A 14,396-nucleotide genomic window follows, 5' to 3' on the forward strand; every position below is an offset into this window, starting at 1 on the left:
GCTTCGGCCTCGGCGCCGGGTCGGACCCGGCCGGTTCGGTGCTGGTCATAAGGGGTGATTCTCCTGTCGTGCCCTCTCAGGCTAACCCGACAGAGCGGGATGTCTCACCCAAGGCTGACAGAGAGGGGTCTGCCGCGCCCAGATCAGGGAGTTCGTCCAGGGTCTCGTCCAGCGGTTGCTCGCCGATCCGAAGCTGATCGACCAGTCCAGGTCGTGCTCCCGACTTTGATCGAGGCACCCTCGACGCGCTCCAGCATTTTGATGCCATTTCCGAGGTCTAATTGATATCGTTGTTGGGGCGTCGAGCTGTGGAGGGACAACTGATGGCCAGGACTGTGATCGATCTGGATGAGGAGATCGTCGAGCAGGCGATGCGGATGTACGGAGCGAAGACAAAGGCCGCCGCAGTGCGGGCGGCCATGGAGGAGGGGGTGAGGCTGCGGCTGCGCCGGGAGCTGTTCGATGCCATTGACGATGGTGAGTTTGATGACGTGTTCGCGGAGATCCGATCGCAGACGGGGCCGCGGAATCCGGACGGCTCGCTTAAGCGCGGAGACGGGGCTTCGGCGGCGTGAAAGGGCGTTACCTCCTCGACAAGTCCGCGCTGGCCCGCCGGGGCAAACCGGCAGTGCGGGCGCGGCTGGATGTACTGGACCGCGATGGACTCCTAGCGGTGTGCGCCCCGACCGAGTATGAGGTTCTGTACTCGGCGCGAGGAAAGGCCGAGGCGCTGCGCCTGCGTACCCTGCTCCGTGGTTTCGACTACTTGCCCTGCAACGACGAGGCGTTCGAGCAGGCGCTCGCGATCCAGGCACTGGCGCTGAACGCTGGCTTTCACCGGGCGCTGTCGCTGGCTGACGTCCTCATCGCGGCAACCGCAGAACGGCACGGGGCCACTGTCCTGCACTACGACGGCGACTTCGACATGATCGCCTCGGTGAGCGGATTGCAAGCCGAGTGGGTCGTGGAGCCCGGCACCGCCGACTGACGGGGAACGCCGCATGCCGTGTCAGCGAGTGCCTCGATGGGCGAGGGTGGAACCGGTGCATCGTTGACCAGGTCGTCGCGGATCTGCTCAACGGCGTGTGTGGGCGGTGATGCAAGATTCGGTATCCATGCAGCAGTGTCGGCAGCGGTTGGGTAGGTTTTCCGTTTCGAGTCGACTTGTATCTTGTTGTGAATCCCGTACTGAGAATGAATCTGCATTTCCACAGGTGGAATGGATTGTGGTGACTTTCCGCTTCGATGTGTAGTCGAGTTCCAGTCTCACCTTTGGTGCGAAGGAATGAGGAGTTACTGAATGGCTAAGGTTACCTTTCTGAGTCAGACTGAAACCTGGATTCCACCGGCCTGATGCCTGTGGACAACTTCTCCGGAAATGAAGAAGTGCCCTGTGACCTGCGATGATGAGGTTTCTCTAGGACCACGTCAAGCACGTTCACGAGGGCACTTCCGAGATGCAATCTTCCCATGCCGCGGCGGGGGTTTCCGCACGGTTCGATGATCCGAATCTGATCGCGTACGGCGGGCTGGCTCCGCTGGTACGTCTGGCCGAGCGGTGCGGGATGCCCGGTCTGGTTGTCGAGCTGGTGCGTCTGCCGGCGTCGGCCAACGGCACCGGCGCCTTCCCGGCATCGAAGGTGATGGCGCTGGTCGCGGGGACGGCGGCGGGCGCGGACAGTATCGACGATTTGGGCCGGCTGCGGCACGGCGCCATGAACGTTCTGTTTCGCGGGGTGCGGGCGCCGTCCACGCTGGGCAGCTTCCTGCGGTCCTTCACGCACGGGCACGTGAAACAACTCCATGCTGTCGCCCGCCGACTGCTGCCCCGCCTGGCGGCTCACGCCCCGCTGCTGCCCGGCGCCGGCACCGTCGCACACCTCGATCTGGACGACACCATCAAGCCCGTCCACGGCTATGCCAAGCAGGGCGTCGGCTATGGATACAACAAGGTCAAGGGCCTGAACGCGCTGATCGCGACGCTCTCCACGCCGCTGGCCGCCCCGGTGATCGCCGCCACCCGTCTGCGCAAGGGCAACGTGAACTCCGCCCGCGGCGCCGCGCCTTCGCCACCGAGGCGATCACGACCGCCCGCGCCTCGGGCGCCACGGGGATGCTGATCGTGCGGGCCGACTCCGCCTACTACGGCGCCGAACTCATCGCAGCCTGCAAGGCAGCCGGCGCCCGCTTCTCGATCACCGTGCGTATGAACGCCTCCATCAAAACGGCGATCGCCACCATCGACGAGACCGCCTGGAGGCCGATCAAGTACCCCCGGGCGATCTGGGACGACGAGGAGGCCCGCTGGATCTCGGACGCGGAGATCGCTGAGATTCCCTACACCGCCTTCACCTCGAAACCGAAGAAACAGCAGGTCACCGCACGTTTGATCGTGCGCCGGGTGAAACGCCTCAACCCCGCCACGGTCCCCGAGGGCCAAGGCGAGCTCTTCACCGCCTGGCGCTTCCACGCCGCATTCACCGACAGCACGCTGTCGCTGGCCGACGCCGAGAAGGATCACCGCACGCACGCGATCGTGGAACAGGTGATCGCGGAGTTGAAGAACGGTCCGTTCGCCCACGCGCCGTCGGGAAACTTCCAGGCCAACGCCGCCTGGCTCGCGCCGGCCGCCCTCGCCTTCAACCTGATGCGCGCCTGCGGCACCCTCGCCGACACCTTCCATGCCCGCGCGACCTGCGCGACCATCCGCGAACACCTGATCAACGTGCCCGCCCGCCTGGCCCGTTCGTCCCGACGACTCACCCTGCACCTGCCCGAACGCTGGCCCTGGCAAGACGCCTTCGACACCCTTTCCCATGGCGTCCACGTCCCACCCCCACCGGCCTGACCAGGACCTATCCGACCCGCCCGCGAGGGCCCGAGAGCTGTGGACAAGTGGAAAAGCTGGGCAGACCAGCAGCCACCCCGCGCCCGAAATCGGAAACACCGACCGATCACGAGAATCAATCACTCACGAACCGAGCCGGTGGATCCAGGCTGAACCAGTCGATGAGTACGGTCGCGCTCTTTACGCGGTGTCGCGATCGATTCTGAGCCTCGATCCACCGCGCGATCAGAGCTCACGCGGTGGATCGAGGCTCAGCTGCGGCGGGGCGGAGCGAGCTTCTCCAGGTCGAGGTTGATCTCGAAGGGCACCGGACGGTTGAGCGAGTCCCTGAAGATGCCAACGGGTACATAGATGGCGGTTGGCTCGTCAAGTTCGTAGACGTGGACGACGGGTGCTCCGTCCTCGTCCTCGATGCGCCAGTAGTGCGGGATGCCGGCCTCTGCGTATTTGTGGAGCTTTACCGTGCGGTCCCGGTGTGCGGACTCGAGGGAGACCACCTCGACGGCGAGTCGTACTTCATCCGGTGCGAACCAGGTGCGGTCACCGTCGAAGTCGGCCGTCGTCACCAGCAGATCCGGCTCGGGCCGATTGCGTTGATCGAGTTTGATGGTCATCTCCCGTCCGACCCTTACGTTGGCCGGCGCCTGCTCCATGAGGGCCACGGTGAGCATCGTGACGAGATGGCCGTGCCACCACCGCTGCGGGGACATCATGAATACGAGGGCTCCGTCGATCAGCTCGGTGTGGCGCGGTGCTTCCGGGAGGCGGTCCAGGTCCTCCGCGAACCAGCCTTCCGCGCGGGGCGGACGCATCCAGTCGGGCAGTGCGGTCATGGCTCAACCGTAGCGACTCGGCGAGGTCCGGGCCACGAGGTCGACGACGGCCGAAACGAGAACCACCCTCGTCACCCAAACGCGGGCTGTCTGCCCACGCCTGCGCTGCACGCTCATCAGGGACTCACCTCGTCCGAGAACATCGGGAGCGGCGAGTCGGGCGAGTAGTCGACCGGCACGTGGGCGGGCTAGTCGGGGTAGCGCTTCGTGCCTCGCGCGGAAACCCCCTCACCGAGGTGATGCCGCGCTTCCGGCCAGCGAACTCCTCCAGGAGATCGTGTCGTTCTCGGCGCACTTGAACTGGTCGACGCACCTTCTGGGACAGGCTCGGGATGACGAGTCTCGTCGGACGGCGTGAGCCCTCCGCCCAGGGCGGGCGGGGTGGCAGTGGTGACGAGTGCCTGAAGGGCCTTCTGAAGCCGAGGGACTGGCCCACCACCCCGACAGCGCCGACCTGCTGTGCACCCGCGGCCTGCTCGCGCTGGAGGACGGCGACACCGACGCCGCCCTGGCCGACTTCACCACGGCCCTGGAGCAGACCCGGCCCTCTACGAGGCGCTGGCCAACCGCGCGATCATCGCCCAGGAGCAGGGGCGGGCCGACGACGCGATCGAAGACCTCACCCGCGCCCTGGAACTCGTCGGCCCCGACGCCTCCCTGCTCTACAACCGCGGCTACGTGAACCGCTCCGCCGAGCGGTGGCAGGGAGCGATCGACGACGGCACCCCGGAACCGGCGTAGGGCCGACCCGGGCAGGCGGTCCTTCTCGCCGCGGTGCGCGGCGAGAAGGACCTCCGGAGAACCGGCCGGCCGGCGCGTCAGCTGACGTCCTCGTCCTCCTCGTCCCCCGTGCGAGGCGCGGGGGGCCGGTGGCGGCGGTGAGAGGGGTCCCAGTAGTACGGGGGCGGCATGTCGTCCTCGCTCGCCCCCCACCAGCCCTGGTTCCGGTCGCTCGCGCCGCTCTCCTCCGGCCCCGGTGTGAACGCGGCCGCGTCAGCGTCCGGGGCCGCGTCCGTGAACTCCTCGGTCTCGTCCTCGTCGGGCGTCAGGAGAATGGTCCGCCTGATCTCCTCGGCGGCCTCGTCCAGCCCGGCCGCTTCCAGGGTGAGCACCACACGGTGAACCAACACCGTGTAGCCGTCCATGTCCGGCTTCAGGCCCGCTGCCGCCAGCAGCAGGAGCAGGCGATCCGCGACCCCGACCTCTTGTTCACGGTCGAAATCCCCTCCCGCCTGGGCGGCTCCGTCCCAGAGCGAGCCCCCCACGGTCGCTTCGCTCCGGGCGGCCACGGGCGGGACGAGCAGGTGGCGGAACAGCTCGGGCACCTCCTCGTCGTTTGCCGCCGCCGCGAGCTGGGCGAGCGGGCCGATCATGTCGACCGCCTTCTCGATCTCGTCCTCGTGACGGGCCAGCCACCACACCACCGCGCTGCCCGCGCTCGTCATGACGTCCTCCCCGAGATAGCGCCGCTTGTTGCGTTCGTGCTGACGCTCGTGCTCCCAGATCTCCTCGTCCTTGCGGAGGTCACTCAGCTTCCGCAGACGCTCGCGGTCGCCGGGGGCGAGGGTCAGCGTCACATCGGCCACCATGGCCTCCACCCGTCCGCTGCGGTCGGTGAGCGGAATGCCGAGTTCCCCCTCCAGGAGGTAGCGCGCGAAGGTCGCCCGGCCTGGCTCCTCGCGGCGGACCACTGCCAGGGCCCGGCTGACGACCGAGGACACCGCGAGGGCCGGGGAGGCGCTGTCGGACCAGTCAGCGCCGTCGGGGACCGGCCTCCACCACACGGTGGCGGAGAAGAGGAAGTCGTAGCCGGCCGTCGCACTGGGCAGCGCTGCGTCGATCACCCGGGTCTCCCGGTACGGCTGCTCCGCCGGTGCCGCGGGCGGATCGGGTTCCGTGGGCTCGTACGGGCCGGCCGGCGCGCGGCCACTGCTGAGGGCCGCCATCACGAGCAGGAGGGAGCCGGAGACCGTGACCATGGACATGAAACCCCAGAGCCAGGGCGACCAGTTCAGGAGGTTCCCTAGGGCGGCCGGTGCCAGGCCGCAGAGAGCGACGAACAGCATGCTGGGAAAGCGGTCTTTCATCGTTCCTCTTCCGTGGTCCGTGGTCCTGCGCCCGTACGTTCCGTGGGTTCGGTACGTTCCGTACGGACGAACTGGGCATGGTCGATGCACTGCCAGAAGCGGCTGGCGACAGCTGCCCGGGAGGGATCGCGCCCGGCTCCTGCCCAGTCGCAGGCGATGGCGTAGAGGCGGTGGAGTGCGACCGCGCGGCCGTGCGTCGCACCGACCATCACGCCTAGTGCCATGTCCCGCGTGCTGTCCTGCGCCACGCTGGTCAGCCAACTGCACACCAGCGGTGTCCAGAGGTCCGTCGGCGGCCAGGAGAAGACCGTCTCCCAGCCCCGGAACAGGTCCGGCCACGGCGGCGGGTCCGAAGCCCGGCCGCTCGTCAACAGCTCTGTGAGCAGGCGGAGATGGACCTCTGCCCCGCGCCGCTCACGATGAGTCTGGTCCCGCAGGCGGCCGATCAGCGCCTGGTAGAGCCGGTGGTCCCGGCCGCCGAGGTCGAGAAGGGCCTCCCCCGCCTCGCGCGCCGCCTCACCCTGCCGCACGGCGAGGTAGTGAAGCCGCACCAACGCCTGATCCGGGTGCGTCGCGCCGAGGTTCTGGCGGCAGGCGGCGGTCAGGACGCGCACGAGGCCGTCCGACAAGGAGCCGGACCTCACGCACTCGTACATCCGCCGGCGGAACCACCCGCCGAGCCTTTCGTGGCTGAGACCGAGTTCGATAGCCGCCACGGCTCGCGGGTCGCAGGCCGCCCCGGTCGCGCCGTCCGCCCAGCGAACCGCGAGGTCGAAGAGGTGGTCGGGCCGTCCGACGGCCAGGGACCGCTCGCCGAAGCGGATGACGACGTCGACCCGGTCGTCGATGGTCAGACCCCGGAGCCCGGCGGCCCTGCCGATCCAGTCCCTGAGGTCGTCGCGCACCCCGGGGAAGTTCGCCCAGAAGTACGTCCGTACCGCGTCGGCGTACGCCAACCGCTCGAAGCGGAGCCGCCCGTCGGCGTCCCGCTCGATCCCGAGGGCAGCCAGCCGCTCCCCGAAGTCCGTCCGTGCGAGCTCGGTCGTCGCCTCCTCCTCGTGCCGCACCGTCTTCATGAGTCCGTGCCACGCCTCGTACACGGTGTCGGCGCGGGCCCCCTCGAACACCGCGGCCGCGAGCAGCAGGGTCCGCTCGGGCGCGGTGCGGACCGCGGTCACCTGCCGGCCCACCTCATCGGCCCGGTCGGTCACCGCGTGCATCGCATGGTCGAGCCATCCCGCGAAGTCGGCGCCGAACCGGCCGCTGTCGCGAGCGGCCCTCACCAGCCCGGCGAGCCGTGCCAGTTCCCACATGGGGGAGCGGTCGCACAGGTGCCGGAGCCCGGTGCTCCGCAGGTCCGCGGGGCGAAAGGCCATCCGGTCCATGCGGAGGTGCCGGGTGACGACGGTGACGCCCCTGGGGCGCCGCAGCCTCACCGTGTCCGGTTCGAGGGCCGGCGCGTGGGCGTGTTCCATGTTGGACGGCAGGACGACCACCATGTGGGCACCCACCTGCTGGATGTGGGACCGGCGCACGGCCAGGTGGTGCTGGGCCTTGGCGTACGTCTCCTCGTCGGCGATTGCCGAGAGGTCGAGGAGGAACCGGTCGCCCGCCCCGGGGACGAGCGCGGCCCCGTCCGTATGCGTGGCGGGAAGTTCCTCGAACCGGGCCTCTTCCTCGTCGGCGCGCCCGTCGTCCCCGAGCTCGTGCAGCAGCATGATCGCCGCGGCGCGGCGGCCGCTGCCGGGCGGCGCGTCCAGCAGCACCACTGACCCGGGCTTCTCCAGGCGCTCGGCGGCGGCGCGATAACCCACCGGCGGGGCGAAGCGGGCGGCCAGGCGCACCCTGTCCTCGCGGACGATCCGGAGGGAGTCGACCCTTTTACGGCTCATCCAGTCCGCGCCGACTCCGTAGAAGACGTACTGGTGCCCCTCGCCGTTGTTGACCGGGCCGCGCGGATCGTTGACGGTGACGCGGTCCTGCTCGGTCATCGGTCGTCGTCCGAGCGCCGGCGCTCGCGCTCGAAGCGCTGGTGGACCGTGCCGCTGTTGTCGCCCGCCGTGTACTGGACGCCGGTATTGTCCCCCTCGAAGTGGGGCGCGTTGTACTGGTGTCCGCGACCGGTGTTCACGGGCCCCTGCGGCTCGTTGACGAAGGTGCCGAGGTCACCGTTGAGGTTTCCGATACCGCCGCGCACACGCTGTTCCATGTCACGCGCCCGCATCCTGGTCTGCCCGCGGTCCTTGGCCGGTTTCTTCCGGGACTTTGCCTCCGCCCGCTCTCGTGCCGCACGGGCGTCGCGGTCCTCCGCGCCCAGCTGCGGCAGCAGCCTGGCGAGGGCGTCACCGATCGCCGTCAGGTCCGACTCGGCGTTGCGATGGTCGAACCGCCTGTACTGGCAGTCCGCCAGCTCCCGCAGATCCTCCGGGAGGACGGCGGGATCGATCTGTGTGGCCTTTCCGACGAGTACGGGGATCACCAGAACCCCCCGGTCGAGCGCCGTCTCGATCTCGCGCCGGGTCCAGTCCTGCTGGGCTTCCAGGGCGGGGCGGCCGTCGGCCCCGCGCACCTCCGTCCAGCGCGGGCCGATCACGGCGAGGAGCGCCTGGCACTCCTCGACCGCCCTGACCAGCTCCGCCGGGTAGCGGTGTCCGGGCTCGATCGAGTTGCTGTCGAGGAAGACCCGTTCGCGGCCGAACCGCCGGGCGAGTTCTCGGTCGATGAGGGTCGCCGCTGTTTCCTCATCGCCTGTGCGGTAGTTGACGAAGACCTCGGGCATGAAGGTTCCCTTCGGGAAGTGAGGTGAGGTGGAGATCCCCCGGGCGCGTGACGGCATGACGCGTCCACGTGTGGCGTACGGGGGAAGGGGTGCCGCCCCGCGCGTCACTGGTCGCGGGCAGGCATGAGAAGCCGGGGCGCAGCGTGACGCGTCGAACGGGGATTAGAGGGTTGAGCAGGGGGTCACGAGATCCGGAGAGCCGGTGTGTGTGCGGGGGGCCGGGCGGCTTCGGCCCGGGGCCGTCGGTCGCGGGTACGGGGGAGCCGCGGAGCCGGTCAGTCCTGCGGGGCGAGCACCCGGGCCAGCGCCGGCTGCAGATCGCGTACGGCTCGGCTGCTCCGGAACCGGTGGAGCTCTCGCGCGAGGCGCCGGACGTCGCTGTTCACCGTGGCCGAGGGAACGGCCGGCATCACGCCGAGGAGTTCTCCGGCGATCGTGCACGCGTGCTCGACCTCCCCGGAGGCCGCGTGGGCCAGGGACCTGCGGAAGCCGTAGCGGGCGCGGGTGCGCAGCGCGTGTGCGGGGAGGCGGCGGCACTCCCGGTCGAGGACCTCGGCGGCGGCCTTGGGGCGGCCGAGGTCGTGCAGGCACCAGCCGGTTGCCATCGCCGCCGGATCGCTTACGTGGCTGGTGCCGATCACGGGCCCCGCGCCGCTGCGGGCGTCGTCGCTGTTGAGCAGTTCCCGCGCCCTGTCGAGGCTGCGCAGGCAGTCGCGTTCGTCGCCGACGAGTGCGTGGCCCTGTGCTTCCTGCTGAGCTGCGAGTCCCCGGATGCGCGGCGGGATGTCGTCGCGCTGGGCCCGGCGGGCCAGGGCGACGGTGCTCGCCGCGTCACCGTCGTAGAACGTGACCAGGGCGCGCCGCACGAGGGCGTACGAACCGAGGTATGGATCGCCCCCGGCGCGCGCCAGTTCGGCGGCCTCACCGGTCCAGCCGAGCGCCGCGCCGCTGTCGCCGGCCTCCTGCGCCATCCAGCCGGTGAACTCCGCGAACCGCGAGGCGAGCAGAAGCACGGGCGTACGCGTGGCGGACGGGCTGTCGGCGGCCAGCCCGGCGACCGTACGCGTCTGCGTCTCCAGGAGGGGAAGCAGGAGCTTCGGAGCCGTGCACTGGCCGAGTTGGCGCAACTGGTCGAACTGTGCTCGGAAGGAGAGAAGGAGGGGGGCGGCGGCGGAGAGCGGCTGACTGCCGAGTTTCAGTCCGAGATCGACCAGCGATCCCGTGCCCGCCGCGAGGACCGCCCGGCGCCCGACGTGCCAGCGGCTGGGGGCGGGTGCGTCGGTGGTGTCCGGGGCGGGCTCGGAGCGTACGGCCAGGCGCTCCAGCTCGCCCTTCGCGCCGAGGAATGCGTCGCAACGCCGGGCCAGGTCGGGTGAGGCTGTACGCCCGCCGCGCTCGACCTTGCTGAGGTGGCCCTTGTCGTAGTTGAGCGCCATGGCGAAGTCGGCCAGGGACAGCCCTGCCTCCTGCCGTAATCGGCGAAGTTCCGGGCCGAAGTGTGAAGGTGTGCTCGTCATCAAACTCCCCCTCAACAGTGACCGCGAGAGCCGTGTGCCCTCGCGGGGGACTTTCGTTCGACGTTCACCGGGCGACGCGAAGACCGGTGGTGAACACCCTTCGTGAGGGGCTCGTTCCGCTCCGCGTCCAAGGGAGAGTCTGGCACGAGGTGCGCCTCGGGGATCAAGATTCGGCAGGGTTGCCCGTTGCCTCTTCCGTTCGCGGGGAGGATGCCCCGCCGTGTGCCGCAGGCTCGTACCCGGCGCACGGCAAAAGCCCCTCCGCGGGAGCAGTTCACCACCGCGGAGAGGCCGGGCCGCGTGAGTGCGCGGCAGGGGGGAGGTGTCAGCAGGTGCCGAGGTCTTCCCAGACGCCCCACTCGCCGGTCGTGCCGGGCTTGTCGCCCTGGACCCACCACTTGGCGCGCCAGTTGTGGCCGTTGTACGAGACGGTGTCGCCGCCGTTGTAGACGCGGCCGGCGTCCCAGGTGGCGGTGGTGCAGTCGCCCGGGTTTCCGTTGTCGCCGCCGCCGGGGTTGCCGCCGCCGCCGGGGTTGCCGCCGCCTCCGCCGATCTGGACGTCGATGCAGGCGTAGAAGGCGTTGGCCGTGTCGGAGATGTTCCAGACGGCGAGCACCTTCTGGCGGCCGGAGATCCCCTTGAAGTCCACGTGGTGGGTCTTGGTGGCGCCGGGCTGGGCGCCGTTGTCGTTGAACTCGGCGATCTTCGAGCCGCCGATGTAGTACTGCCAGGTGCTCGTGGCGTGGCGGGCCGTCAGTGTCCAGGAGAAGTCGGCGGAGCTGCCGACCGGCGTGGCCTTCCAGCCCTTGTTGTCGTTGTCCAGATCGGCGAACTGCGCGTTGCCGCCGCTGCAGCTCATGAGGCCCTTGGGGCCCTCGACGCTCTGCGGCTCGTACTTGATCTGGCCGCAGTCGACGACTCCGGCGGCGCACTGGGCCTGGCGGCTCGGCGGGTTGGAGACGTATCCGTGCGCACTGGCCGTGGCGGCCGGCAGGGCCACCGCGAGCAGGGGGGCGACTCCGGCACCGATCACGAGGGCCAGTCTTCGCTTCGCGTTCATGCCAACTCCTTCACTGGGGACTGCCGCGGGGTGACGGCAGCGGTTGGTCGCGCCCGCACCGGTGCGGCCTCGTGAGGGGGAGTGCTGGACACGGTGAGGACGCGGGTACGGCCGGTGGCGAGGGGGCGCCGCCCGCAGTCCCTTCGCGCGCCTCGGCCACCACTGGCGACCGAGGCTCACCTTCAGGTCTAGACCATACTCAGGGGCGTGTCCTCGTCAAGGGAGCGAGCCGGTAATGGGGGTGAGGGCACGTCAGGTAGCCGGACGGGCCATGACGATTCGGGTGATCTCCACGCGCGACTTCGCTCCCAGCTTGCGGTAGGCGCGGGTGAGCGCCGCCTCCACCGTCTTCACGCTGAGCGTCAGACCCGCCGCGATCTCCCGGTTGGTCGCGCCCTGGGCCACCCGCGTCACCACGCTGCGCTCCGTCGAACTCAGCCGCTCCGGCCACGCGTTGCCGTCCAGGTGCAGGAGCGGTGCGTCCCCGCCCCGGTCCCGTTCGGCCCGTACGCCCGCGACCCACGCCCGCGCGCCCGCCGCCGTGAAGACGCGCAGTGCCTGGGTGAAGGCCGTGTGGGAGGCGCCCTCGTCGCCGAGGCGGCGGCGCACCCGGCCCAGGGCCGCCCGGGTGCGCGCCTCCTCCATGGGGTAGCCCGCCGCCCGCAGGCGCGTCGCGGCGTCCTCCAAGCCCGTGGCCGCCGCGCCCAGCCTGCCGCGCTCCTCGCTGACCGCCGCCGCCGCCCGGTCCAGGGTGGCGAGGACGCCGGCCCTGCCGAGCCGGACGGCCTGGGCGCGGGCCCGGTCGATGACCGACTCGGCCTCGTCCGTCGCCCCGCTGCGGGCCAGGGCCTCCGCGAGGTCGGCGTGCCAGCGGCGGGAGGCCGGATCGCCCTGCCCCTGGGCGCTCTCCATCTCCGCGGTACGGCAAAGCAGTTGGGCCGCACGCTCGTACTGGCCGCTGAACAGCCTGATCCGGCCCTCGGCGTGCAGCGCCCTGGGCAGGAACAGCCGGTCGTCGTCGTCCTCGCTGTGCCGCCGGGCCGCCTCCGCCGCGGCCAGGGCCTGGCTCAGGCTGCCGCCCGCGGTCTCGGCGAGGGCGACCGCGTACCAGGCGGGCCCCTGGCTCAGCCCCGCCTGTTCGGCGATCCGCAGGCTCTGGCGGGCCATCGACAGCGCCTGCCCGCAGCGGCCGCGCTGGATCTCCAACTGGGCGAGGCCGACCAGGCACTGGCTCAGGCAGTCCGCCGAACCGCGCCGGCGCAGCGTGTACACGAGCGTCCGCAGCTCCGCCCTGGCCTCGTCCAACTGGTCGTGCACCAGGTGGAAGCGGTGCTTCAGATAGATCGGCCCGTTGTGGTGGCTCATCGCGTACGCGTCATGGGGCGCGGTGAGGGCGGCGGCGAGCGTCGACTCCGCCTCGGGCAGGCCCAGGAAGAGTTCCAGGGACGCCTGCTGGGTCAGCGCCAGCACCTCAGTGCGCCGGTCGCCCGCCCGCGCCGCGAGCCCGGCCGCCCGCGCGGCGTGGTCACGCGCCCGCTGCGCCGAACCGCCCACCATCCACGCGTGCCAGCTCATGCGGTAGTGCAGCGGGGCCAGCAGTGCGGGGTCGCGCCCCGCGTCCCGTACCGCCTCCGGGAAGACGTCCGCGACCTCCGACATCGCCTGGCCCGAGGAGTCGACCACCACGTTCCAGGCGCGCACCCGGTCGGCGGGCCGGTCGGCTTCCCGCAGCACCTCGTACGCCAGTTGCCGGGCGAGGTCGAAGTCGCCCGCCTCCAGCCCGTCCTCCGCGGCCGTGAGCCGGCGGCCGACGCCGGTGGGGGTTCCGTCCGCCGGGGTGTACTGCGCCGCCAGCCGCCCGAACCGCGCCGCAGTCCCCGGCGCGCCCCGGCGCCGGGCAGCGGCCGCCGCCTCGACCAGCCGGTCCGCCACCGCCGGGTCCGGGCCGGAGGCCAGCCGGGCGAGGTGGTGGGCGCGCTCGACCGGGTCGTCGGCGGCCTCGGCCAGGGCGCGGTGCACGTCCATCCGCACCGCGTACGGGGTCCGCGCCGCCAGCACCATCGGCGTGAGCGGGTCCGGGAAGCCGAGCGTCCCGTGGTCCGGCGCCCGCAGCAGGCCGCGCCGGACGCAGGTGTCGACGTCGGCCTCCGCGTACCGGCAGCCCGCCCGCCGCAGCAGTTCCACCGTCGGGCGGACGGCGGCGCTCGCGGTGAGCAGCAGTTGCCGGGCCCGCTCCGGCAGCGCCTCCACCCGGTCCAGGACCGGCCGGCTGAGGGATTCGGGGACGGGCAGCGGTTCCGATGAGTCGGGCAGTGGCGAGCCGGACGCGACCGCCTCGTGGATGCCGGCGGCGAGTTCCAGGACCGTACGGGGGTTGCCCGCGCCGGCCTCGTGCAGGCGCGCGACGAGCTGCTGAGGCCAGGGCGGCTCGCCGTGCGTGCCGTGCGCGTCCAGCACATCCGCGATCTCGCGGACGGTCATGGGCGGCACCGGCAGCGTGCGGACCGGCTGCGGGCACAGTTCGCGGGCCGTCGTCGGGTCCGGTTGCGGGCACAGTGCCCGGGCCGCCGCCCGGTCCGGCCGCGGGCCACCGGTGGGCGGCGTGCGCACGGCGGCGAGTACGGCGTATCGCGGGCCGGTGCGGCGGGCGAGGAACAGCAGGACCCGGGCCGTCGGCTCGTCCAGCCACTGCACGTCGTCGACGACCAGCAGCAGCGGGCCGGTCGCGGCGAGCGCGGCCAGGACCTTGCGTACGGCGATGCGCAGGACCAGCGCGTCCCGGCCCGCGGTGGGGTCGGTACCGGCAGGCGGCGTACGGCGCAGGAGCGCCCCTTCGAGCACGGACCGTTCCTGGGCGTCCAGGCCGGCCAGGGGGGCGTCGCCGACGGTGGCCAGCAGGTCGATGAGGCCGAGGAAGGGGCTGTCCCGGTCGGACGAGGCAGGCGCACAGCGCAGGACCCGGTGCCCGCGCGCCGCGAACTCGTCCGCGAGCTGTGTCACCGTCGTGCTCCTGCCGATGCCCTCGGGGCCGGTGAGGAGGACCCCGCCGCCGCCCTCCAGGTGCGCACGGGCCGTGTCGCGCAGGGCGTTCCGGCCGGCGGTACGGGCGTCGGGGGTACGGAAACGGTCGGTTCTGGAGCGGGTCATCGGGGCCCCTCTGCGCGCAGCCTTCTTCCCCCGCTGCCCGTGCAGCAGGGCCCGCCCAGGACGAACCCGAATGTAGGACCGGGGCGGGGGCGGGGTCAACGGCGCTCTGCCGCAGAGGCGTTGAC

Annotated in this window: 11 protein-coding genes; 4 read left to right on the plus strand and 7 right to left on the minus strand. The window is 71.2% G+C overall.

The window, feature by feature from the left end; translation table 11 throughout:
* The first annotated feature begins 323 nt into the window (after positions 1 to 323).
* The 3 genes from E6P78_RS26165 to E6P78_RS26175 all read left to right on the plus strand — a co-directional run bounded on the left by E6P78_RS26165 (position 324) and on the right by E6P78_RS26175 (position 2,848).
* Positions 324 to 575 (plus strand): type II toxin-antitoxin system VapB family antitoxin, encoded by a 252-nt coding sequence (locus E6P78_RS26165; protein ID WP_136206111.1) that lies wholly within the window; start codon positions 324 to 326, stop codon positions 573 to 575.
* Positions 572 to 988 (plus strand): PIN domain nuclease, encoded by a 417-nt coding sequence (locus E6P78_RS26170; RefSeq protein WP_136206112.1) that lies wholly within the window; start codon positions 572 to 574, stop codon positions 986 to 988. The genes E6P78_RS26165 and E6P78_RS26170 overlap by 4 nt, the downstream gene beginning before the upstream one ends.
* A gap of 570 nt (positions 989 to 1,558) precedes the next feature.
* Entirely contained in the window at positions 1,559 to 2,848 is a 1,290-nt protein-coding gene (locus tag E6P78_RS26175) for an IS1380 family transposase (RefSeq protein ID WP_346765613.1), read from the plus strand.
* A 251-nt stretch (positions 2,849 to 3,099) separates the two neighbouring features.
* Here E6P78_RS26175 and E6P78_RS26180 read toward each other — a convergent pair whose 3' ends face one another.
* A complete protein-coding gene (locus E6P78_RS26180) occupies positions 3,100 to 3,681 on the minus strand; it encodes a Uma2 family endonuclease (protein ID WP_136206113.1) in 582 nt (193 codons plus the stop codon).
* A 459-nt stretch (positions 3,682 to 4,140) separates the two neighbouring features.
* On the opposite strand from E6P78_RS26180, the gene E6P78_RS26185 reads away from it, so the two are divergent.
* Positions 4,141 to 4,422: a tetratricopeptide repeat protein gene (locus tag E6P78_RS26185; protein ID WP_136206114.1), complete on the plus strand. Its 282-nt coding sequence runs from the start codon at positions 4,141 to 4,143 to the stop codon at positions 4,420 to 4,422.
* Positions 4,423 to 4,499: 77 nt separating this feature from the next.
* On the opposite strand, the gene E6P78_RS26190 is transcribed toward E6P78_RS26185, so the two are convergent.
* From E6P78_RS26190 to E6P78_RS26215, 6 genes are all read right to left on the minus strand, one after another.
* Positions 4,500 to 5,768: a hypothetical protein gene (locus E6P78_RS26190; RefSeq protein WP_136206115.1), complete on the minus strand. Its 1,269-nt coding sequence runs from the start codon at positions 5,766 to 5,768 to the stop codon at positions 4,500 to 4,502.
* Complete coding sequence (locus E6P78_RS26195; RefSeq protein WP_136206116.1) at positions 5,765 to 7,759, minus strand: hypothetical protein; 1,995 nt, start codon at positions 7,757 to 7,759, stop codon at positions 5,765 to 5,767. The genes E6P78_RS26190 and E6P78_RS26195 overlap by 4 nt, the downstream gene beginning before the upstream one ends.
* The gene (locus tag E6P78_RS26200; protein ID WP_136206117.1) at positions 7,756 to 8,547 is read right to left on the minus strand and encodes a toll/interleukin-1 receptor domain-containing protein; all 792 of its coding nucleotides are present in this window, start codon (positions 8,545 to 8,547) and stop codon (positions 7,756 to 7,758) included. Before E6P78_RS26200 ends, E6P78_RS26195 begins: the two co-directional genes overlap by 4 nt.
* Positions 8,548 to 8,822: 275 nt before the next feature.
* Positions 8,823 to 10,064, minus strand: coding sequence for a helix-turn-helix transcriptional regulator (locus tag E6P78_RS26205; RefSeq protein WP_136206118.1), 1,242 nt, complete (start codon positions 10,062 to 10,064; stop codon positions 8,823 to 8,825).
* A gap of 325 nt (positions 10,065 to 10,389) precedes the next feature.
* Entirely contained in the window at positions 10,390 to 11,124 is a 735-nt protein-coding gene (locus E6P78_RS26210; protein WP_136206119.1) for a lytic polysaccharide monooxygenase, read from the minus strand.
* A 252-nt stretch (positions 11,125 to 11,376) separates the two neighbouring features.
* Positions 11,377 to 14,271 (minus strand): LuxR family transcriptional regulator, encoded by a 2,895-nt coding sequence (locus E6P78_RS26215; protein WP_136206120.1) that lies wholly within the window; start codon positions 14,269 to 14,271, stop codon positions 11,377 to 11,379.
* Between the last annotated feature and the right edge of the window lie 125 nt (positions 14,272 to 14,396).

Source organism: Streptomyces sp. A0958 (assembly GCF_004795035.1).
GTDB lineage: Bacteria > Actinomycetota > Actinomycetes > Streptomycetales > Streptomycetaceae > Streptomyces.

Excerpts from the sequence above, each read along its gene's own strand:
- E6P78_RS26165 (WP_136206111.1), top strand. The coding sequence starts at position 324 with ATGGCCAGGACTGTGATCGATCTGGATGAGGAGATCGTCGAGCAGGCG.
- E6P78_RS26180 (WP_136206113.1), bottom strand. The coding sequence starts at position 3,681 with ATGACCGCACTGCCCGACTGGATGCGTCCGCCCCGCGCGGAAGGCTGG.
- E6P78_RS26190 (WP_136206115.1), bottom strand. The coding sequence starts at position 5,768 with ATGAAAGACCGCTTTCCCAGCATGCTGTTCGTCGCTCTCTGCGGCCTG.
- E6P78_RS26195 (WP_136206116.1), bottom strand. The coding sequence starts at position 7,759 with ATGACCGAGCAGGACCGCGTCACCGTCAACGATCCGCGCGGCCCGGTC.
- E6P78_RS26200 (WP_136206117.1), bottom strand. The coding sequence starts at position 8,547 with ATGCCCGAGGTCTTCGTCAACTACCGCACAGGCGATGAGGAAACAGCG.
- E6P78_RS26205 (WP_136206118.1), bottom strand. The coding sequence starts at position 10,064 with ATGACGAGCACACCTTCACACTTCGGCCCGGAACTTCGCCGATTACGG.
- E6P78_RS26210 (WP_136206119.1), bottom strand. The coding sequence starts at position 11,124 with ATGAACGCGAAGCGAAGACTGGCCCTCGTGATCGGTGCCGGAGTCGCC.
- E6P78_RS26215 (WP_136206120.1), bottom strand. The coding sequence starts at position 14,271 with ATGACCCGCTCCAGAACCGACCGTTTCCGTACCCCCGACGCCCGTACC.